21 protein-coding genes and 1 other annotated feature are annotated in these 20,957 nt (G+C 53.1%); of the genes, 15 read left to right on the top strand and 6 right to left on the bottom strand.

Annotation, left to right across the window (positions count from 1 at the left end; genetic code table 11):
* Nucleotides 1-40: 40 nt before the first annotated feature.
* A complete protein-coding gene (locus KP806_RS20710; RefSeq protein ID WP_224725646.1) occupies nt 41-1,897 on the top strand; it encodes a B12-binding domain-containing radical SAM protein in 1,857 nt (618 codons plus the stop codon).
* A 108-nt stretch (nt 1,898-2,005) separates the two neighbouring features.
* Here KP806_RS20710 and KP806_RS20715 read toward each other — a convergent pair whose 3' ends face one another.
* The 3 genes from KP806_RS20715 to KP806_RS20725 form a co-directional block, all read right to left on the bottom strand.
* Nucleotides 2,006-2,980: a type I phosphomannose isomerase catalytic subunit gene (locus KP806_RS20715; protein WP_224725647.1), complete on the bottom strand. Its 975-nt coding sequence runs from the start codon at nt 2,978-2,980 to the stop codon at nt 2,006-2,008.
* Nucleotides 2,981-3,258: 278 nt separating this feature from the next.
* Nucleotides 3,259-3,858, bottom strand: coding sequence for a class I SAM-dependent methyltransferase (locus KP806_RS20720; protein WP_224725648.1), 600 nt, complete (start codon nt 3,856-3,858; stop codon nt 3,259-3,261).
* Nucleotides 3,859-3,860: 2 nt separating this feature from the next.
* Nucleotides 3,861-4,820, bottom strand: coding sequence for a TIGR01212 family radical SAM protein (locus tag KP806_RS20725; RefSeq protein WP_224725649.1), 960 nt, complete (start codon nt 4,818-4,820; stop codon nt 3,861-3,863).
* Between the two features lie 282 nt (nt 4,821-5,102).
* Between KP806_RS20725 and KP806_RS20730 the strand changes: the two genes are divergently transcribed.
* Nucleotides 5,103-5,312 (top strand): hypothetical protein, encoded by a 210-nt coding sequence (locus KP806_RS20730; RefSeq protein WP_224725650.1) that lies wholly within the window; start codon nt 5,103-5,105, stop codon nt 5,310-5,312.
* A 169-nt stretch (nt 5,313-5,481) separates the two neighbouring features.
* Complete coding sequence (trmB, locus tag KP806_RS20735) at nt 5,482-6,246, top strand: tRNA (guanosine(46)-N7)-methyltransferase TrmB (protein ID WP_224725651.1); 765 nt, start codon at nt 5,482-5,484, stop codon at nt 6,244-6,246.
* 1 nt (nt 6,247) lies between these two features.
* Here the strand turns inward: trmB and KP806_RS20740 are convergent, their stop codons facing one another.
* A complete protein-coding gene (locus KP806_RS20740) occupies nt 6,248-6,820 on the bottom strand; it encodes a phosphatase PAP2 family protein (RefSeq protein WP_224725652.1) in 573 nt (190 codons plus the stop codon).
* A 631-nt stretch (nt 6,821-7,451) separates the two neighbouring features.
* Here KP806_RS20740 and KP806_RS20745 point away from each other — a divergent pair.
* The 5 genes from KP806_RS20745 (at nt 7,452) to KP806_RS20765 (ending at nt 10,728) form a co-directional block, all read left to right on the top strand.
* Nucleotides 7,452-8,690, top strand: a complete 1,239-nt coding sequence (locus KP806_RS20745; RefSeq protein ID WP_224725653.1) for a glycosyltransferase family 2 protein — start codon at nt 7,452-7,454, stop codon at nt 8,688-8,690.
* A gap of 110 nt (nt 8,691-8,800) precedes the next feature.
* Nucleotides 8,801-8,958, top strand: a sequence feature (ribosomal protein L20 leader region).
* 56 nt (nt 8,959-9,014) lie between these two features.
* A complete protein-coding gene (infC, locus tag KP806_RS20750; protein ID WP_224725690.1) occupies nt 9,015-9,512 on the top strand; it encodes a translation initiation factor IF-3 in 498 nt (165 codons plus the stop codon).
* Between the two features lie 35 nt (nt 9,513-9,547).
* Nucleotides 9,548-9,748 carry a 50S ribosomal protein L35 gene (gene rpmI / locus KP806_RS20755; RefSeq protein WP_224725654.1) on the top strand — a complete coding sequence of 67 codons (201 nt, stop codon included), beginning with the start codon at nt 9,548-9,550 and terminating at the stop codon, nt 9,746-9,748.
* 47 nt (nt 9,749-9,795) lie between these two features.
* Complete coding sequence (gene rplT, locus KP806_RS20760; protein WP_224725655.1) at nt 9,796-10,155, top strand: 50S ribosomal protein L20; 360 nt, start codon at nt 9,796-9,798, stop codon at nt 10,153-10,155.
* Nucleotides 10,156-10,350: 195 nt separating this feature from the next.
* The gene (locus KP806_RS20765) at nt 10,351-10,728 is read left to right on the top strand and encodes a hypothetical protein (protein ID WP_224725656.1); all 378 of its coding nucleotides are present in this window, start codon (nt 10,351-10,353) and stop codon (nt 10,726-10,728) included.
* Nucleotides 10,729-10,764: 36 nt separating this feature from the next.
* Here KP806_RS20765 and KP806_RS20770 read toward each other — a convergent pair whose 3' ends face one another.
* Nucleotides 10,765-11,217, bottom strand: coding sequence for a GNAT family N-acetyltransferase (locus KP806_RS20770; protein WP_224725657.1), 453 nt, complete (start codon nt 11,215-11,217; stop codon nt 10,765-10,767).
* A 564-nt stretch (nt 11,218-11,781) separates the two neighbouring features.
* On the opposite strand from KP806_RS20770, the gene ilvB reads away from it, so the two are divergent.
* The 4 genes from ilvB (at nt 11,782) to KP806_RS20790 (ending at nt 16,819) form a co-directional block, all read left to right on the top strand.
* Nucleotides 11,782-13,527: a biosynthetic-type acetolactate synthase large subunit gene (gene ilvB / locus KP806_RS20775; RefSeq protein WP_224725658.1), complete on the top strand. Its 1,746-nt coding sequence runs from the start codon at nt 11,782-11,784 to the stop codon at nt 13,525-13,527.
* Entirely contained in the window at nt 13,524-14,009 is a 486-nt protein-coding gene (gene ilvN / locus KP806_RS20780; RefSeq protein ID WP_224725659.1) for an acetolactate synthase small subunit, read from the top strand. The genes ilvB and ilvN overlap by 4 nt, the downstream gene beginning before the upstream one ends.
* Before the next feature lie 125 nt (nt 14,010-14,134).
* Nucleotides 14,135-15,127, top strand: coding sequence for a ketol-acid reductoisomerase (ilvC, locus tag KP806_RS20785; protein ID WP_224725660.1), 993 nt, complete (start codon nt 14,135-14,137; stop codon nt 15,125-15,127).
* Nucleotides 15,128-15,274: 147 nt separating this feature from the next.
* Nucleotides 15,275-16,819 (top strand): 2-isopropylmalate synthase, encoded by a 1,545-nt coding sequence (locus tag KP806_RS20790; protein ID WP_224725661.1) that lies wholly within the window; start codon nt 15,275-15,277, stop codon nt 16,817-16,819.
* Nucleotides 16,820-16,903: 84 nt separating this feature from the next.
* On the opposite strand, the gene KP806_RS20795 is transcribed toward KP806_RS20790, so the two are convergent.
* Nucleotides 16,904-18,073 carry an MFS transporter gene (locus KP806_RS20795; RefSeq protein WP_224725691.1) on the bottom strand — a complete coding sequence of 390 codons (1,170 nt, stop codon included), beginning with the start codon at nt 18,071-18,073 and terminating at the stop codon, nt 16,904-16,906.
* Between the two features lie 330 nt (nt 18,074-18,403).
* Here KP806_RS20795 and leuB point away from each other — a divergent pair, with 330 nt between their 5' ends.
* From leuB to KP806_RS20810, 3 genes are all read left to right on the top strand, one after another.
* Nucleotides 18,404-19,483, top strand: coding sequence for a 3-isopropylmalate dehydrogenase (leuB, locus tag KP806_RS20800; protein ID WP_224725662.1), 1,080 nt, complete (start codon nt 18,404-18,406; stop codon nt 19,481-19,483).
* A gap of 241 nt (nt 19,484-19,724) precedes the next feature.
* Nucleotides 19,725-20,273 carry a peroxiredoxin gene (locus KP806_RS20805; RefSeq protein WP_224725663.1) on the top strand — a complete coding sequence of 183 codons (549 nt, stop codon included), beginning with the start codon at nt 19,725-19,727 and terminating at the stop codon, nt 20,271-20,273.
* Nucleotides 20,274-20,493: 220 nt separating this feature from the next.
* Entirely contained in the window at nt 20,494-20,910 is a 417-nt protein-coding gene (locus KP806_RS20810) for a hypothetical protein (protein WP_224725664.1), read from the top strand.
* Nucleotides 20,911-20,957: the final 47 nt, after the last annotated feature.

Raw genomic sequence — 20,957 nt, forward strand, 5'->3', positions numbered from 1 at the left:
TACAATAGATGGCATCCGTTAAAGTTAGAGAGGTTATCGTATGAAAGTGGTTCTGTCCACGTTAAATGCCAAGTTTATCCACACCTCGCTCGCACTGCGCTGCTTGAAGGCCTACAGCGGCGAGCGCTTCGATATCGATATTGCAGAATACACAATCAAGGATCCGGCGATGAATATCGTATCGGATATTTTTTCGCGCAAGCCCGACGTGGTCGGCTTCTCCTGCTACATCTGGAACATCGAGGAGACGATTACGGTCATTAATATGCTCCGCAAAATCATGCCCGACATCAAAATCGTGCTGGGCGGACCGGAAGTCAGCTACGATGTGGATGACTGGATGGACCGGGTGCAGGAGGTTGATTTTATCGTCGTCGGGGAGGGCGAGGAAACGTTCCATCACCTGCTGACCGAGATCGAGGGAGCCGGAAAATTCCATATGGTGTTCGGTATCGCCTACCGCAAGCGCAGGGAGGAGAATACTGAGGTGCTGATCAATCCTCCGCGCCCCAAGCTGAATCTGAACGATCTGCCTTCTCCGCACCGCTTTAAAGAGGACATTCCGAACCTCGGGAGCCGGGTCGTTTACTTCGAGACAAGCCGCGGCTGCCCGTTCAGCTGCCAATTCTGCTTGTCCAGCATCGAGGTGGGCGTCCGGTATTTCGATATGGAGCGTACGAAATCCGACATTTTGTACCTGATCGATGCGGGGGCGAAGCTGATCAAATTCGTCGACCGGACCTTTAACATCAAACGAGACTATGCGCTTGAAATTTTTCAGTTTTTGATCGAGAACCACCGCGGCTGCGTCTTTCAATTCGAAATAACGGCTGATATTATGCGGCCGGAAGTTCTTGATTATTTGGCGGAGCATGCGCCTCCCGGCATCTTCCGGTTCGAAATCGGCGTGCAGTCGACGAACGATCCGACCAACGAAGCGGTTCAGCGCAGGCAAAATTGGATGAAGCTGGTCCGCACGGTCATGAAGGTCAAGCATTCTCACAAAATCGACCAGCATCTCGACCTCATCGCGGGTTTGCCGCTTGAAAATTACGACACGTTCCGCGGAACGTTCAACGATGTGTTCGAGCTTCGCCCCGAGGAGCTGCAGCTGGGCTTTCTGAAAATGCTGAGAGGCACCGGGCTGCGCCGCGATGCGGACAAATGGGGTTATATTTATATGGATAGGGCGCCGTACGAAATGCTGGGCAACGATCTGATGCCGTTTGGCGATATCGTCCGCATCAAACGAGTGGAGGATGTGCTCGAGAAGTACTGGAATGCTCACCGGATGGACCATACCCTTAATTTTTTGGCGGACCGCGTATTTCCTTCGCCCTTCGATTTCTTCCAGTCGTTCGGCGATTTCTGGGAAGCCAGCGGCTGGCAGAAGATCGGCCATCAGCTGGAGGACCTGTTCTCCCGGTTGTGGGCTTTTCTCGGGACGCTGCCGCGGGAAGGCGGAGAGCATGCGGAGCGTCACTCTTACGAGGCGATTACCGCCTCGGCGGGGGAACGGCTGGACGCAGACGTTGTGCTTGGGCTCATGAAATACGATTATTTCTTGAACCACAACTACAAGCCGCGCAAAACCTGGTGGAATTTCGAGATGGACAAAGCGGAGTGGGCCGGCTGCATGCGCCGGCTGGCCGAACGGCCGGATGACGTATCCGGGGAATTCGCCGCGCTTGGCTTAAGCGAGAAGGAGCTTCAGAAGCATTCGGTCATCGAGAAGCTGCCGTTTGATTTGCAGGCTTTCCTTGAAGCAGGGGAAATCCGCAAGGACAAGCATACGCTGCTTGCGGTGCTGTATGCGCCGGAGGCCGGAGGAGGCAAGCCGAAGGCACGCCCGTACATGCTGAAGCTGGAGGCGGGAAGCGAAGCCGTCAGCCTGTAAAATAAATAAAACACCCCTTAAACATGCTCCGGGCAATTTTGCAATTGCAACCGGGCCGGTTAAGGGGTGTTTCGATTTACAGGTCCTGTAAGACGGGCTTGCTTCGCCTTAAGCAGGCACGACGCTGCGAAGCACGGTCATGCTGCCGGACAGCTCGTAGCCGCCCAGTGTAGCCGGAAGCAGGAAGCATTCGCCGGCTTTTACGGACTGCTCGCCGTCCGCCCATTTCAAGCGTCCTTCGCCGTCCGCGACGACGAGGATCACAAAGCTCTCCGGCGTCGTTGCCAGCTGCCAAGGCGCGGCGACGATGCCTTTTTCAACGATAAAGTAAGGGGAGGAAGCAATGGTGAGCCATTCGCCGGCTGCCGCTCCATCGGTTTTCATGCGCTGGGCGCCCGCACCCTCATATGCGATAACGTTCAGCGAATCCTCGATATGGAGCTCGCGCAGCTTGCCGTCCAGACCCGGACGGTCATAGTCATACAAACGGTAGGTCGTATCGGAGTTTTGCTGTATTTCCGCCACAACGACGCCCGAGCACAGAGCATGCACGGTACCTGCCGGAATGTAGAATGCGTCGCCGGCTTCGACGGAAACCTCCTGAAGCGTGTCCATAATGCGGCCTTCCGCGATCGCGCTTTCCATAGCTGCACGGTCGACGCCGTCTTTGAGGCCGTAGATGATTTTTGCGCCCGGCTTGGCGTCGAGGATATACCACATTTCCGTTTTGCCTAGCTCTCCTTCAGGCAGCCCTTCGTAAACGTCGGTCGGATGCACTTGTACGGACAAATCGTCGTTGCAGTCCAGCAGCTTGATCAGAAGCGGAAAACGGCCGTTTTTCTCGGAAAAGCCTTTCGAGCCAAACCATTCGCGCCCGTATGCTTCGCGGATTTGGTCGAGTCCTTGACCGGCAAGCGCTCCGTTAACGACTTTAGTCGTCCCGTTCGGATGGTCGCCGATCATCCAGCCTTCGCCGATCGAGCCTTCGGGCAGCTCCAGGCCAAAACGCTCAAGCGCGCGTCCTCCCCAGATTCTCTCTTTCATTTCCGCTTTGAATTGTAATGGATAAGGTTTAACAGTCATGGTCATCTCTCCTATGTATATATATTTATAATTCGGCGCGACCGCCCGGACAGCAAGGTACTTGATCATTCGACTCGTATCCGGACCGTCGTTCCGTTAAAACTAGAGGCGGATTTCCTACTAATAAAATATCTGTTGTCCGTAAAATCTGGAAATAGGCAAATGGATCGAAATAATGTACCTGATGTCTGTGCCGGCTGCCGAAAAAGATCGAAGTTTAGCGGATGGAACCTCTATTCGAACTTCGACGCCAGGCGACTGGTTATATCATTACGGCATCAAACGCCGGCATCGCGTTTCTCGATCGCGATCAGATACGGCGCCGTGTCCCGCTGCAGCTGGCGGTAAATAACCGCTTGCGCCTGCTTTTGCGGCAGCGCCGCTGCAAAAGCTTCGACGGCCGCAGCCTCCTCGGCACCGCCCGGATGGCCGGGATACAGCACGCAGGTGATGATACCGCCGGGGCGAAGCAGCGTCAGGGAAGCCTGCAAGGCAGCCAGCGTAGAAGAAGGCTCGGTAATGACCGACTGGTCTCCGCCGCCAGGCAGGTAGCCGAGATTGAACATGACCGCCGAGATGCGCCCGGCTGCATCTGCATCAACCGCTTCTGCCATGTGGGCATGATTCCGAAGCACCAGCTTAACCCCGGCCAGCCCGCTTTTTCCCTCGCGCGCTGCGGCGTCAAGCCTTGCCCGGGTCCTATCCAGCGCCTCCTGCTGGATATCGAAGGCATAGACCGTTCCATTTGCACCGGCAATGCCTGCCAGGGCGAGAGTATCTACGCCGCCTCCGGCCGTGGCGTCAATGACGGTGTCACCCGGAGCGGTGCGCTCGGCAATCCATTTGTGAGCCATGCTGAGCACGGATAAAAAGCCCATCTTTACCCCTCCGCCCGCCAAAGCTTGCCCTGCCATGTATCGCGGCGCCGAAGCTCGTTATCGAAGGCGTTGAGCACTTCCCACTTCCTCATGCTCCACATCGGGCCGATGAGCAGCTCGCGGGGAGCATCCCCCGTCAGCCGGTGCACGACCATCTCCGGCGGCAAAAGCTCCAGCGTGTCAACGACCAGCTTTACGTATTCGTCCTGCTCCAGGAACCGGAGCAAGCCGGCTTCGTATTGCTTGACCATCGGCGTTTTTCGCATGAGATGCAGCAGGTGGATCTTAATGCCCTGAACGTCCATCCTCGATACTGCTCGTCCGGTAGCCAGCATCATTTCATGCGTTTCCTGCGGCAGACCGTAAATGATATGAGCGCATACCCGGATGCCGCGCTCCCGGAGCCTGCGTACCGCATCGAGGTAACAATCGGTATCGTGGGCCCGGTTGATGAGCTCCGACGTGGACTCGTGAATCGTCTGCAGCCCCATTTCAACCCACAGATAGGTCCGCTCGTTCAGCTCCGCCAAATAGTCGACGACGTCGTCCGGCAAGCAGTCCGGGCGCGTGGCGACCGACAGGCCGACGACTCCCGGCTGCTGAAGGATAACCTCGTAATATTCGCGCAGCTCCTCTACGGGCGCGTACGTATTCGTATAGGCCTGAAAATAGCCGATATAACCGGCTTCCGGCCATTTCCGGTGCTGGCGGTCGCGGATCGTATTAAACTGGGTGACGAGATCGTCGCGCCTGCTTCCGGCAAAGTCACCCGATCCGCGCGCGCTGCAAAATGTACAGCCGCCCTTGGCGATGGTGCCGTCGCGGTTCGGACAGGTGAAGCCGGCATCGAGCATGACCTTGAATATTTTTCCGCCGAATTGCTTTCGCATTTCGTAATTCCATGTATGAAATCTTTTGTCGCTCCACAGCAGCGGCTTGGACGATGCTTTAAGATCGATCATCGTTTTCCCCTTCTTTTAAGACTTGCCACCTATATTTTAACGAAAAACAAGCCGAAAAGCCATGATTGTCGCAGTCTTACCTCAGGAATGTTCGGAAATCGCTTACATCTGGAAATTATTTTTGTTTTTTATCTTTTTGGGCTTGCGTAACCTGACATGAGGTGTTATATTAAAAGTGCGACAAGACAACAAATAAACCTGACATAGCCCATTTGAACCTGAAGTCATGAAACGTCGATTAAATGGAAATACTGTTAAAATAAATCGATGAGGTGATGTGAGATGAATACGAGTGCAAAAATCCCGCATGGCGATGAAAGAATTACAGTTGAGCTGACTGTTAAGGAATTAATGGCGCTGACAGGTGTGCGTTTTCATAATAACCACAGTGTGGAAGTGTCCGCACGCAAGAAGATCAACGAGGTGCTGTTCGAAGCGTATGAGCGCGATCAGCGCGATAACGGCCCGATCCCATATCAGCTGCTTTCTTAGTTTCACGCTAAGCGGCACTGCCATCCATAAGAAGAAAGCCGCAGCCGGACATGGCCGCGGCTTTTTTCTCTTTACTTTGAAGGCATTCTTGGGCACAATAAGGACTAGTTTGGTTCATGCAAAGGAAGAGATACGTTCTCTTGTATACGAATTGGAGGAAATACAGCTTATGCGTTTAAGAGGCAGAAAAGGAATCCGTGAAAGCTTGGAGGCCCAGAAGGAGCTTGTCGTACTCGACGCCGAGCCCCATAAAGGGAAATGGCGCGAGTTTTTCGGCAACGATAACCCGATCTACGTGGAGCTAGGCATGGGGAAGGGACGTTTCATCAGCCAAATGAGCGCCCGCTACCCGAACGTCAATTTCATTGGCGTCGACATGTATGACGAGCTGATTCGCCGCGCAAGCGAAAAGGCACGCCTGGTATGGGAACAGAAGGGCGAGTCAAGCCCTCCGAATCTGGCGCTGCTGCGCGCCAATATTGAAGGCATCGAGACAATGTTCGCCCCTGGCGAGCTCGAGCGCATCCATTTGAACTTTAGCGACCCGTGGCCGAAGGCAAAGCATGCCCGCCGCAGGCTGACGCATCCGCGTTTTGTCGCCAAATACATCGAGCTGCTGAATGAGCGCGGAGAGATTCATTTTAAGACGGACTCTCAGTCGTTGTTCGAATTTTCGCTTAACAGCTTTGCTGAGATGGAACTCGTTATGCGCAACATTTCGCTTCATCTGCATAAAGAAGGGCCGCGGGAGGACCTTGTGTTTACGGAATACGAGATGAAGTTCATGGAGAAAGGTCAAAATATTTACCGTGTCGAAGCCGTCATCGGCTCCGAGGCGCTCCGGCAGCACCGCCAGGCGAAGCAGGAAAAATCGCTGAGGGAAGAAGCCGCGGCAGGCTCCGAGACTTTCGGCAGCGAGGACACGGAAGACTAGACTAATTAACGCCCGCCGCTGAGCCGATCCAGAAATAATGGACCGCAAGCGCGGTTGCCGTCCCGATCACGGCGCCTGCAACCACGTCGGATGGATAATGCAGGCCCAAATACATGCGCGACCAGCCGACCGAGACGCCTATTACAAGCCCAAGCGGGAGTAAAAACATAAACAAGGCGCCGCTTGTCAGCAGGATCGGCATCAGCCAGGCGAAAATCGCGGTCGTATGTCCGGAAGGAAAGGACGAGTCCACAAGAGGCTTAGGACATGTATGGACGTGAGTCATGGCCTGATACGGCCGCAATCTTTTGAACTTTCTCTTTACGATGGCCACAGGCAGGTGACTTATAATGACCGCGGTCAGGCACTGCCAGCCGGTCATGCTCCAGGGAGCCGGCGCCAAAAGCGCATACAGCAGAGCGGTTGCCAGCGTAAAAGTTGCGCCTCCCATATGTGTGACCGTACTGAACCACCGGCCCAGCAGCCGGTGACCCTTTCCCCCCACAGGCCTCCGATTCGCCCATATGAGCACCCTCTGCTCATTCGTTTTTAGCCAGCCTATCATTCTCTCCATAGCTGTCATCCTCCTCGGGGTGGCTGCTTTTTTTATTTTCTTTTAAACATCATAGCACCTTATTGTAAGGGGGACGTAAACTCGCAAAAATCCCGATATAAAATTTCGGTTATTAAAATCTTCTCATTAGAGGGGTCCATTAAATTCTTCTCATTATAAGAAGTGAAACACCGCCCCGAAAATTTTTGTTTAATAACTGGCCTATGATGGTAAAACTGTAATGGACAACATTTGCGGCGGTTAGAAGGCGGCGCAGCCCGCGTCAGAACTGTCAAAAATACGAATAATGTCGGACAAGCCGGCATATTTCTGAAGAGTCACATATATGCTCGTTGTTTGTAGAAACATATTCGAACCTTTTATCGTAAATAAGGACGTAAGTTCTAAATTTTCAGTAAACGGTTGAAAATAAGGCTGAACAGCCGTAAAAGGAGGTAAGGTGACCATTCCTGTGACATGCAAGCGTTTTTCTGCCAAGATTAAGCGTAATCGAGTCATATTGGGCTTTTGACAAAGCGGTACTTTCCGTGGAGAATCAGTTATGTTCGCAAGGCGTTTCCAGAAAAGCGCTTATACAAAGAGAGAATATACAAGAAAGCAAAAAAATGGGGTCTTAAGGGGGCAGTACCGCATGTTCAATACGATCATGTTCGTGGTTCAGATTTTGTTCGCCATACTAGGCGTGTACCAGTTGTTCTTGACGTTTTTCGGATGGCACCGCAAAAAAGAGGATCTTTCCCACAAGCCAAAAAAATCATTCGCCTTGCTGATCGCGGCCCATAACGAAGAACAGGTCGTCGGCGCTTTGATCGAAAACTTGCTGAAAATGAAATACCCGCGGGAGCTGTATGACATATTTGTAATTTGCGATAACTGTACGGACGGTACGGTTAACGTTGTAAAAAGCTATGAGGGCGTCTACGCCTGCGTCCGTGAAAATCCGGCGCAGCGCGGCAAGGGCTATGCCGTCGAGTGGATGCTGAAAGAGCTTTGGAAAATGCCGAAAAGCTACGACGGCGTTGCGATTTTTGATGCCGATAACCTCGTAGCCACCGATTTCCTGCAGTACATGAACAATGATTTGATTAACGGGCATCAGGTGATTCAAGGTTACCTGGATACAAAAAACCCGAACGACTCCTGGGTCAGCTCGGCCAATGCGATCAACTACTGGTTCTGCAACCGGCTATGGCAGCTGCCGCGCACGAATCTGGGGCTGGCCAACTTCCTCGGCGGAACCGGCATGTGCTTCGACGCAAAGCTGCTGAAGGAAATGGGATGGGGCGCGACGAGCCTCGTAGAGGACCTGGAGTTTACGATTCGCTGCATTCAGAGAGGCATCTATCCGAAATTCAACTTTGAAGCGAAGGTGTTCGACGAGAAGCCGATCACGTTCCAGGCTTCCGCCCGCCAGCGTCTGCGCTGGATGCAGGGGCATTTCGACGTCACCCGCAAGTACATGCTGCCGGTGCTGTGGCAGGGCATCAAGGAACGCAGCTGGACGAAGATCGATGCGGCTTTGTACGTATTCAACGCCTATAATTATTTGGCCGGCTTTTTTATCGCGGCGATTATTTGGGGAGACATCGCCTTGTCGGGCGGAGACAACGTAACGTCCGTATACAATCTGCTGCCGGTATGGCTGAGCGTACCTTACATGGCATACATTCTGGTGCAGATTCCGCTTTCGATGTATTTGGCGAAGGTGTCCTGGAAGCTGTATCTGCGGATCCCGACGTTCCTGCTGTTCACTTTGTCCTGGTGGCCGATCACGGTGCATGCTTTCTTCACGCAAAACAACAAGAAGTGGAGCCATACGCAGCATACCCGCGTAATCCGCCTGGAAGAAGTTCAAAGCAAGCAGCTTTAAGACGCAGCCTTCAGCGCCGGCAGGCGCCGAATAAAATTGCGAGTGGGCGGTTGACACTGCTTTGGCGGCTATGGTATAGTAGCACGGTAACATTTCACTGAAAATTCATGACGCACAAGCAGAAGCACCCGCTTCTCACCTCCCGGCGCAGGCTGGTTGGTTCGCGATAATCGATTGGTCATTCCATTGTTTCAAACGAAATAATGATTTGGCATAAATGTACGGTTATGAGATGCGGGTTCTTGCGAACCCGCATTTTTTTATTGTGTGAGTACATGAAACAGACCATTTTGGAGGTGGCACGTTATTAGCAGAGAACATCAAATCAATGATGAAATCCGGGCCAGAGAAGTACGTTTAGTCGGAGCTGAAGGGGAGCAAATCGGCATCAAGCCGATTCGCGAAGCGCTGCAGCTTGCAATCGATCTTAATCTGGATCTGGTGAACGTTGCTCCGACGGCCAAGCCGCCGGTATGCCGCATCATGGACTATGGCAAATTCCGCTACGAGCAGCAGAAGAAAGAGAAGGAAGCCCGCAAAAACCAGAAAATTGTCGACGTGAAGGAAGTATGGTTCCGCGCCAACATCGACGAGAACGACTACCAGACGAAATTCCGGAATGTCGTTAAGTTTCTGAATGAAGGCGACAAGGTTAAAGCTTCCGTCCGCTTCCGCGGCCGTGAAATTGCCCACGCATCGCTGGGACAGAAGATTTTGGACCGTCTCCAGCAAGAGGTTGCCGAATTATGCAGCGTTGAGCGCGCTCCGAAGCTGGAAGGCCGGAGCATGATTATGATTTTGGCACCGAAAACAAACAGCTAACAACTGGATTACGACTATTAAGGAGGATAACTGTTATGCCTAAGATGAAAACTCACAGCAGTCTGAAAGACCGCTTCAAAATTACCGGTACTGGTAAAGTAAAACGTTACAAAGCTTACCGTAACCACTTGCTTTCGCACAAATCCGGCCGTCAAAAACGCGTACTTGCTGGCCAACCGCTTATGGCTGCCGGCGACGTTCGCCGTCTGCAGCAAGGCCTTGCTAACTTGAAATAGTAGTTCGTTATTTATAAACAAAATCAAACCACAGGAGGTTTCCACACATGGCAAGAGTGAAAGGCGGCTTTGTCCGCACTCGTCGTCGTAAAAGAATTCTAAAGCTGGCTAAAGGTTATTTCGGTTCGAAGCATCGCCTGTTTAAAACCGCGAAGGAGCAAGTAGGCAAGTCCCTTATGTACGCTTACCGCGACCGTCGCAACAAAAAACGCGACATCCGCAGACTGTGGATCGTTCGTATCAACGCGGCTGCCCGCACTAACGGTCTTTCGTACAGCAAATTGATGCACGGCCTGAAACTTGCCGGCGTTGAAGTAAACCGTAAAATCCTTGCTGACCTTGCAGTTAACGATATCGCTTCGTTCAACTCGCTGGCAGGCATCGCCAAAGAAAAAGTTAACGCCTAGGCGTTATAAGACAGGGGCTGTTCCCATTGGGGACAGCCCCTTTTTTTGCGTTTGACGGCTTGCGGCGTTTTCATGCAGTGAACCTCATCCTATCAATGCGGTAACCGCACAAATATATTTATAGAGTACAAACAAACAGGCATCTCCCGACGATCCCGAATATGCTGTAGGACAACGGGAAAGGAGGGATTTTGCATGCGAAACGTTTCCAAAAAGGATGTTCGGAAACTGGTCGGCAAATCCATTTATGCAGTTCGCCGCGACGGCTCTGTCGTTACCGGAAAGCTTGTTCGGATCAGCCGGAATAAACTGGTTCTGGCACCGCTCAAAAAAGATAAAGGCAAGGTCGTTAAAACAAATGCGATATTGCCGCTTGTATTGTTCGACCTGCTGGCCATCGGCACGTTTTGGGGAGGCGGCTTCGGCTGCTGCGGCGGCTTCGGAGGCGGCTTTGGTGGCGGATTCTGCGGCTGCGGCTGCGGCGCTCCAATCGGCAAATGCTTCAAGGGCGGCTACGGCGGCTACGGCGGAGGTTACGGCGGCTATGGCGGAGGCTACGGGGACTTTTATTAATTAACTAATGGCGGGTGCCGGATTTCTACTCGGCTATTATAGCGGGGCCAGCGGCTTAAGCAGCTCGTAGCAGCGAAGCTCCGGGACATAACGGACGGTTTGGTAACCAAGCTTGTTGTACAGCTGATGCGCTTTGCCGTTAACTTCATCCACGAACAGCCTTGCGACTTTGCAGTGGCTCGCTTGTCCGTAGGCCTCGCTATAGGCCATTAGTTTTTTGCCCCAGCCTCGGTTTCTATGTGCGGGGTGCGTAACCATCATATCGAGATACAGCACCTCGCCCATCACTTCGAAATGGAGGAAGGAGACCGGCGCGCTTTTTTTGGACAAGGCTGCTACATAAGTGACGCCTCGCCTGAACCGCTTCGGCAGCTCGCGGATCGTCTGGGCGTCATGCTGATGCACGGTATGGGAAAGCGGGATCAGCTCGGTCCGGATCAGGCGGAGCAGCTCGGCCTGGTCGTACCTTGGATCGTACAATCGGATCATGTCATCATTCCGTTTCTGCGGCGCATAGCAAAATAACGCTGCATGAATTTGCCGAAAAGGGGCTAAACTAGTATATGTGCCAAGGGCGCCGCTTGCGCCTGCTTCCTTTTTGAGGAAGAGTTGTTTATGGTCCTTGACGAACCTGAATTCTGGGCATATAATAAAAGAAGTCTTATCTACCACGTACCGGTTAAAGCGTCATGTGGTAAATACACAATCGGCAATGATGAGGACGAAGTGCTAAGGGCTCTTTTGATCAGAGAGCGGACAGATTAGCTGCAACTGTCGCCAAAATCCCTTTTCTACGAGCTCACCTCGGAGCTGTTCCCTTGAAAAGCAACAACGAATGCTGTTGCGTATTAGGGGGAATCGCAGGGCAAGCGTTACAGTGCCAACGGTAATGAACGATCGTGCACGCGTTCTTACCTGTTGAGGTTATGCATCGGGAGATGCGTAACGAATTTGGGTGGTACCACGGAAGATCAACCTTTCGTCCCTCTTCGCTTCAAGTAGAAGCGGGAGGAACGAAAGGTTTTTTTGTTTTTTTTGAGAGGAGGATGACTAATGGTAACGCAAGACGCAACACGGAAGTCAAAAGAAGAATTGAAGGAAAGGCTCTCGAAGCCTGAGGTCATATCTGGTTCGGAGATCCTGCTACGCAGCTTGCTGCTGGAGGACGTCGATTGCGTATTCGGCTACCCGGGCGGAGCGGTATTGTACATTTACGACGCGATGCACGACAATCCGGATTTTAACCACGTCCTGACGCGCCACGAGCAGGGAGCGATTCACGCAGCGGACGGCTATGCCCGCGCAAGCGGCAAAGTTGGCGTATGTATCGCAACTTCGGGTCCTGGGGCAACGAATCTGGTGACGGGCATCGCCACGGCTTACATGGATTCCGTCCCGTTGGTCGTCATTACGGGCAACGTCATTTCGACCCTGATCGGAAGCGACGCTTTCCAGGAGGCCGACATTACGGGCATCACGATGCCGATTACGAAGCACAGCTATTTGGTTCGCGACGTAGCGGATCTGCCGCGCGTCATTCATGAAGCCTTCCACATTGCCAATACAGGCCGCAAAGGCCCGGTTTTGATCGATATTCCGAAAGACGTATCGGCAGCCAAAACGCTGTTCAAGCCGGTTAAGGAAGTAAGCATCAGAGGCTACAATCCGACCGTATCGCCTAACAAAAATCAGGTGGATAAGCTGATCAAAGCGATCGAGCAGGCGGAACGCCCGATTATTCTCGCCGGCGGCGGCGTCGTTTACTCCGGGGCGCATGAAGAGCTGCTGGAATTCGTCACGAAGACGCAAATTCCGATTACGACTACTCTGCTTGGCCTTGGGGCGTTCCCGAGCGGCAACGATTTGTGGCTCGGAATGCCGGGCATGCACGGTACGTATACGGCGAATACGTCCATCCAAAACGCGGATCTGCTGATCAATATCGGCGCACGCTTTGACGACCGCGTCACGGGCAAGCTGTCCGGCTTCGCTCCGCTCGCGAAGATCGTCCATATCGATATCGATCCGGCTGAGATCGGCAAAAACGTGCCGACCGACATTCCGATCGTAGGCGACGTTAAGACGGTTCTTCAGGTTGCTAACCAGCTGGCGAAGCCGGCTGCCAAAGCGGACGCTTGGCGTGCGCAGCTGAAAGCATCCTCTGCCGAGTATCCGTTCAGCTACACGGATTCCGAAGACGAGCTGAAGCCGCAATGGGTTGTTGAGCTGATCCACGAAACGACGAACGGCGACGCAATCGTAACGACCGACGTAGGCCAGCACCAAATGTGGGCGGCCCAGTACTACAAATTCAATAAGCCGCGTTCCTGGGTAACCTCCGGCGGCCTCGGCACGATGGGCTTCGGCTTTCCGTCCGCTATCGGCGCGCAAATGGCCAACCCTGACAGGGTTGTCGTTTCGATCAACGGCGACGGCGGCATGCAGATGTGCGCTCAGGAGCTTGCGATTTGCGCCATCAACAACATTCCGGTTAAGGTTGTCATTCTCAACAACCAGGTGCTCGGCATGGTCCGCCAATGGCAGGAGCTGATTCACGAGAACCGCTTCAGCCATATCGACCTGGCAGGCAGCCCGGACTTCGTTAAGCTAGCCGAGGCCTATGGCGTTAAAGGTTTCCGCGCTACAAACAAAGAAGATGCCCGTGCCGTTTGGGAAGAGGCGCTGAACCATCCAGGTCCTGCGGTCGTTGAATTCGTCGTTCGCAAGAATGAGAACGTGTATCCGATGGTAGCCCAAGGAAGCACAATCGACCAAATGATCATGGGGGATGCAGAATGAAAAAGCACACGATCGCAGTAATCGTCAACGATCAGCCCGGCGTTCTGCAGCGCGTATCCGGCTTGTTCGGACGCCGCGGCTTCAATATTGAAAGCATCACGGTAGGCTCCAGCGAGGAAGCCGGCTTGTCGCGTATGGTTATCGTCACTACAGGCGATGACCATACGCTGGAGCAAGTGACCAAGCAATTGTACAAGCTGATCGACGTCATCAAGGTCGTCGATCTCAGCTCGAATCCGATGGTTGCACGCGAGCTTGCGCTCATCAAAGTGAGCGCGGAGCCGGCATCCCGTCCTGAAATTCTCGGCGTCGTCGAAACGTTCCGCGCCGCGGTCGTCGATATCGGCACTCATTCCCTTATCGTACAAGTTGTCGGCGACACCGAGAAAATCGACGCAATGGTCGAGCTGCTTAAGCCGTACGGCATCCGCGAGCTTTCGCGGACTGGCGCGACTGCCCTTAACCGCGGCAACAGCAAGTAACGGCAGCAACAAAAGGTAAACATCCCGCTTTGAGCGGGAGTTTAAGGGGAGAACCGCTGCACATGCGCCATTCTCCGCTTAAACACCCGTTCAAAAGGGTTAAATTAAAGGAGGCAATTATTAAAATGGCAGTTACATTGTATTATGAAAAAGACGCCGACCAAGGCGTGCTTCAAGGCAAAACAATCGCAGTAATCGGTTACGGCAGCCAAGGCCACGCGCAAGCGCAAAACCTTCGCGACAGCGGCCTGAAAGTCGTTATCGGCCTTCGTCCGGGCAAATCCGCAGACGTAGCTAAGAAAGACGGCTTCGAAGTGCTTACAGTAGCCGAAGCTACTAAAGTGGCTGACGTCGTTCAAATCCTTCTTCCGGACGAAACGCAAGCGAAAGTATACGCGGAAGAAATCGAACCGAACCTGAAATCCGGTGCGGCTCTTATGTTCTCCCATGGCTTCAACATCCACTACGGCCAAATCGTGCCTAGCAAAGATACAGACGTATTCCTGGTTGCTCCGAAATCCCCTGGTCACATGGTTCGCCGTACGTACCAAGAAGGCTTCGGCGTTCCTGGCCTGATCGCGATTTACCAAGACGCAACAGGCAACGCAAAAGCTCTTGGCCTCGCTTATGCAAAAGGCATCGGCTGTACGCGTGCGGGCGTTATCGAAACTTCCTTCAAGGAAGAGACGGAAACCGATTTGTTCGGTGAACAAGCGGTTCTTTGCGGCGGCGCTTCCGCGCTTGTAAAAGCCGGCTTTGAAACGCTTGTAGAAGCAGGCTACGCTCCTGAAATGGCTTACTTCGAGTGCTTGCACGAGCTGAAGCTGATCGTCGACCTGATGTACGAAGGCGGACTTGCGACTATGCGCGATTCCATCTCCAACACAGCCGAGTACGGCGACTATGTAACGGGCCCGCGTATCGTTACCGAAGAAACGAAAAAAGAAATGAAACGCGTATTGGAAGATATCCAATCCGGTCGTTTCGCGCGCGACTTCATCCTTGAGAACCAATCGAACCGCGCAATGCTTACGGCTACACGCCGCAACGAAGCAGCTCACCCGATCGAGCAAACGGGCGCTCAGCTTCGTGAACTGATGCACTGGATCAAGAAGTAATAAAACCCGCAACAACGTAATAGTTTTAAAAAAACTTTGTATCCCGGTTCGCGGGCAGCGCGTGACAAAGCGTCGAGTACGTCCGTCACGCGTTCGATGCGCACCGGGATGATTTTGTTGGTGAACGACCGGAGGTGGAAGGCAAACATGCGGAAAATTTATATTTTCGATACTACGCTTCGCGACGGTGAACAATCGCCGGGCGTTAATCTGAACACGAAGGAAAAGGTGGAAATCGCGCTTCAGCTCGAGAAGCTTGGCGTAGACCGGATCGAAGCCGGCTTCCCTGCCGCATCGCCAGGCGATCTTGCAGCCGTGAATGCCGTTGCACGCGCGGTTAAGAACGCTACGATCATCGGCCTGTCCCGCTCGCGCGAGCAGGATATCGACGCTGTGCGCGAAGCGCTGCAGGGCGCGCAGGATCCGTGCATCCACTTGTTCCTGGCGACAAGCCCGATTCACCGCAAGCATAAGCTGCGGATGGAGAAGGAGCAGGTGCTGGAAACGGCGGAGCGCGCAATTCGTTACGCGAAGCAATATTTTGATAAAATCGAATTTTCTCCTGAGGATGCAGGCCGAACCGAGCTTGACTTCCTTTGTCAGGTGACGGATATGGCGATCAAAGCAGGCGCTACGGTCGTCAACATTCCGGATACGGTCGGCTATATGAACCCTCAGGAATTCGGCAACATCTTCAAGACGCTGAAGGAAAACGTCCCGAACATCGAGACGATTCAGCTCAGCGCGCACTGCCACGATGATTTGGGCATGGCGACGGCCAATGCGCTTGCGGCGATTTTGAACGGCGCGGACCAGGTTGAAGGCACGATCAACGGAATCGGCGAGCGCGCGGGCAACACGGCGATCGAGGAAATCGCAATGGCGCTTGCTACCCGTCCGGACTTCTTCGGCGCCCAAACGACGCTGAACCTGAAGGAAATCGCGAAGACGAGCCGTCTGGTCAGCAAGCTGACAGGGATGGTCGTTCCGGGCAATAAAGCGATCGTCGGTGCAAATGCGTTCGCCCATGAATCCGGTATCCATCAGGACGGCATGCTGAAGGAGAAAACGACTTATGAGATCATTTCACCTGATACGATCGGTCTGAAGGAATCGAAGCTGGTGCTCGGCAAGCACTCCGGCCGCCATGCGTTCCGCGAGAAGCTGATCGATCTCGGCTATGAGCTGGAGGACGAGGCGCTGAACGCGGCGTTCGCCAAGTTCAAGGATTTGGCTGACCGCAAGAAAAACGTCAGCGACGAGGATCTGTACGCGATGCTGGAGGAAAAGCTGATCGACTCGCCGGAGGTATTTGCCTTGGAAGCGATTCAGGTAAGCTACGGCAATCAATCGACGCCGAGCGCATCGGTTCGCATCCGCAAAGCCGAAGGCGCGGTTGTGGAGGAAGTCGCCATCGGCAACGGTTCGGTAGACGCGATCTACAACGCGATCGATAAGGTGACGCAGGAGCCGGTTGAGCTTGAGGATTATTCGATCAAATCGGTATCGCAGGGCAAGGACGCGCAGGGCGAGGTGCATGTCGTGCTGAAGCAGGACGAAGTGTCCGCGACGGGACGCGGCCTTAGCACGGATATCCTTGAAGCGAGCGCTCGCGCTTATATTGACGCGCTGAACCGCCTGATCGAAAAACGCAAGTCGCCGGGCCGCCGCGATAAGATGAGCTTGATTTAACAGAATAGGGGTTGTTCGGAGAGTCCGGTCAGGACTCTCTCGAACAACCCCTATTTCGTTAAAAATCCATACAATACGTATGATCTATCGTACTGCTGCCGCTTTGGAAGCAAACCAGAAATAGGCGAAAAACGCTCCGCAGAGGACGGCAATAAAGCCAAATCCGCCGAAGATATCCAGCTTCGAGGAGTAATACCCGAATCCGAGCCCGATCAGGCTGTGCACACCGTAGAGGCCGAGCGACTGGAACGAGTCCATCGTGGCCCGCATGGACGAATCGATGCGATGATGCAAGTACCCGGAGGCAAGCGGGTCTACGATGCCGGAAAACAGAAAGACCACGAGTATCGCCGCCAGTCCCGCGTAGCTCTGCCATATCGATATTAAGAAAAAACCTAAAGTGAAAACCGCGCTCACGCACAAAAACAAGGCCCGGTAGCTGAACCGGCGCAGCAGCGCATGGGCAAGCAAGTTGCCGGGAAGCCTTAGAAACAGGAAAGCCGCGGACAATAACCCGAAGTAAAGCACGGGGACACCCAGCCGCTCTGCGTAGATTTGCCAAAACTCGTCGATGAAGCCGATGGCGGAGCCGGTCACCATGCCGGTCAGCACGACCAGACTAACGCCGGGGTTGTGTCTGAAGAAAAGCAGCGATGCCCGGACATACTCAGACATGGGGACCGCAGCTTCGGCGTCTTCTTTCTTGAACGGGGGCTCTTGCAGCGTCAGCGCAGCAAGCAGGGCGACAGCCGCACTCGCCAACGACAGGATATAGTTCAGCTCGTACCCGAATCGGTGAGCCAGCAGGCTGCCGCCTAAAGCCGCAAGCGTGGCGGACACTGCATCGAAGGCATTCAAGCGGCCTATCACTTTCTCGAAGCGGTTCTCCTTGCCGTGCGCCTGCAGCGAGTCGTACAGAAGCGCCGTTTCCGAGCCGCTGACAAACGTATTGCCGAGGCCGGCCAGGCAGACGACGGCGGCAAAATGCCAAAACTCGGTTGCAAAGAGCAGAATGGCAAACTCGGAGCAGGCCAATACGGCTCCAAGCACGAGCAGGCGCTTCCGGCTCCACTTGTCCGCCAGCACGCCGGTCGGGATTTCCAGCAGGATGATCGTAACGGCAAAAATAATTTCCGTATACACGACCTCCTGGATCGACATGCCGCGCGCTTCCCAAAACAGCCGTTCGATCACGTAAGCAGGGATAAGGCTTTGAAAAAAACGGATTGCATACAGCTTCCAAACATTATTCATGTAATTCACGTATCATACTCCTCCCGTTTATTCGGTTATTTCGTGTTTCAACCGAATAAAAGGGGGAGCACGCGTACGCGTTCAACCTTAACTGGGCGGTCTCGCAAGCGACATGGCGGAAGCTCCTTTCGTGAATGTAATTTTATTGCATCTTTTGGAAGTAATTATATTTTACGCCTAGAGAGGCTGCCCCTTCAACTTGCCATATAAAATTTAATGCCTCTATAGCCGCCGCCTATAGAGTCAATAGATTTTATATCTTTGTAATCGCCCCCGATTTATGGTACAAATGATAATAGCTTGAGAATGAAGAGGAGTGTTACTTTTATTATGGCAGACGTAAAAAAAATCGCAGTCATCGCCGGCGACGGCATCGGTCCAGAGGTCGTAGGCGAAGCGCTTAAGGTGCTCAAAAAAACCGAGGAGCTGTTCGGCTACCAATTCGAAACGGAGCACGGCTTGTTCGGCGGCATTGCGATCGACGAGAAAGGCACACCGCTTCCGCAGGAGACGCTTGACATGTGCAAACGCGCCGATGCTGTGCTTTTGGGTGCGGTCGGCGGCCCGAAATGGGACAACAATTCAAAGGAGCTCCGTCCGGAAACCGGCCTTCTCGGCATTCGCAAGGCGCTTGGCTTGTTCTCCAACATCCGTCCGGCAAACGTTTTCGATTGCCTGAAGGAAGCTTCGACGCTGAAGCCTGAAGTGCTTGAAGGCACGGACCTGATCGTCGTGCGCGAATTGACCGGCGGCATCTATTTCGGCGAGAAGTTCCGCCGCGAAGGCGCTAACGGCGAAGAAGCGGTTGATACTTGCGTATACAATGTGCAAGAGGTAGAGCGTATCGTCCGTCAAGCGTTCGATATCGCCATGACCCGCAGCAAGCGTCTGGCTTCGGTCGACAAAGCTAACGTGCTTGAAACCTCGCGCCTGTGGCGTGAAGTCGTGAACCGGATCGCTCCGGAATATCCGGAAGTCGAGCTTGAGCATGTGCTGGTTGACAACTGCGCGATGCAGTTGCTGCGCCGTCCGTCGAGCTTTGACGTTATCGTTACGGAAAATATGTTCGGCGACATTCTGAGCGACGAAGCAGCGATGCTTACGGGCTCGATCGGCATGCTGTCCTCCGCATCGCTTGGCGAAGGCAGCTTCGGATTGTACGAGCCGGTACACGGCTCTGCACCTGATATTGCAGGCCAAGGCATCTCCAACCCGATCGCTACGATCCTTTCCGTTGCGCTTATGTTCCGCCTGACATTCGGCTACCATGAAGCTGCTGCAGCGATCGAAGCGGCTGTGAAGGAAGTGCTCGATGCCGGACACCGTACGGGCGATATCGCAGTCGATAAGAGCACAGCGATCGGAACGACCGAGATGGGCGATTTGATTGTAGCTGCGATCAGAAAATAATGTCTAGATTATAATGATTATAAAATAATATTCGTTATAATATTGACTTCATTCTAGACTAGTGATACTATTTACTAGGTAAGTCACACAGATAAGGTGACACAGGCGTAAACGGCTAATTTGCCGTCCTCTTGGGGCAATAGCTCGTTTCGCGCAGAAATACAAGCCGGTTATAAGTTCAAAATTTATAAGCCTCTTGTATTTAAAAAATATTTCGGATAGGTCAAGGAGGTTTTCTGTAATGGCAGAACGTTTGGTAGGCCGCCCGGCTCCGGATTTCACGATGGAAACGGCAACAGGCAACGGTCAAGATTTCGGTACGGCATCCCTTTCGGATTACAAAGGCAAATGGTTGGTATTGTTCTTCTATCCACTGGATTTCACTTTTGTTTGCCCGACTGAAATTACAGCTTTGAGCGCTGCAGCAGCAGAGTTCAAGAAGCTTGATACAGAAATTCTTGGCGTAAGCGTAGACAGCAAACATAGCCACCGCGCTTGGATCAACACGCCGGTGAACGATAACGGCCTTGGCCAATTGGAATTCCCTCTTGCTGCCGACATCACGAAGAGCGTTGCTCGTGATTACGGCGTATTGATCGAAGAAGAAGGCATCGCGCTTCGCGGCCTGTTCATCATCAACCCTGAAGGCGAAGTACAATACCAAGTTGTTAACCACAACAACGTAGGCCGCAGCGTGGAAGAAACGCTTCGCGTACTGCAAGCTTTGCAATCCGGCGGCTTGTGCCCGATCAACTGGAAACCAGGCCAAAGCCATCTGGTTGCTAAATAATAATTGCTTACTTTTAAAAAACCCGCGCCAATTTTGGTGCGGGTTTTTGTATTTTCGGCATTTGCCAACGATTGTCTGTTTGAAAAGCAGGAATTTCGGGTATGTAAGGCGAATAACTTATCAAGATAAGAATTTATGCCTTTGAGCGTATAAAAGCGTTTGGCAAGCAGGTTGTATCCAAAACTTAAGCATATGCTTACGAAGCAGGAGGCGATCCGCCATGAGTTTTTGCTGTGGAGCTAGTATGATTGGAACCAAAGGGACGTTGAAGCATTTCCGCACACACATCCATAATGTGCCAATTATGTTCTGCCCGGTTTGTCACCGCGTGGACATTCATTATCTCATTGAAAATGAATACGAAATATTAGCCGAATATGCGCATGGCGACGGAGCCGCCGAGGTTGATTTCCAGGAGTATGTCGAGCAGGAAGGAAAGGCGCTGTTGGAAAACTGCGTAAACCATGAGAATGAGGACCCGATGGAGGTAGTCCGCAATCAAATTGACATGGCGCTGGACCTGCTTAGCTTTGCGAAGCAAATTGAGGATACGGAGTGGCAGCAGGCTTTGAAGAAACGGCTGGTCATGCTAGGCGGCAGAAGGAATAAGCTGCTGCAGCGCCGTACAATCGTTTAAGCTTTTTACAACGAATGTAGCCTCCTTTTCGGGGGCTTTTTTTATTG

The organism is Paenibacillus vietnamensis, assembly GCF_020169515.1.
In the GTDB taxonomy this organism is placed as follows: domain Bacteria; phylum Bacillota; class Bacilli; order Paenibacillales; family Paenibacillaceae; genus Pristimantibacillus; species Pristimantibacillus vietnamensis.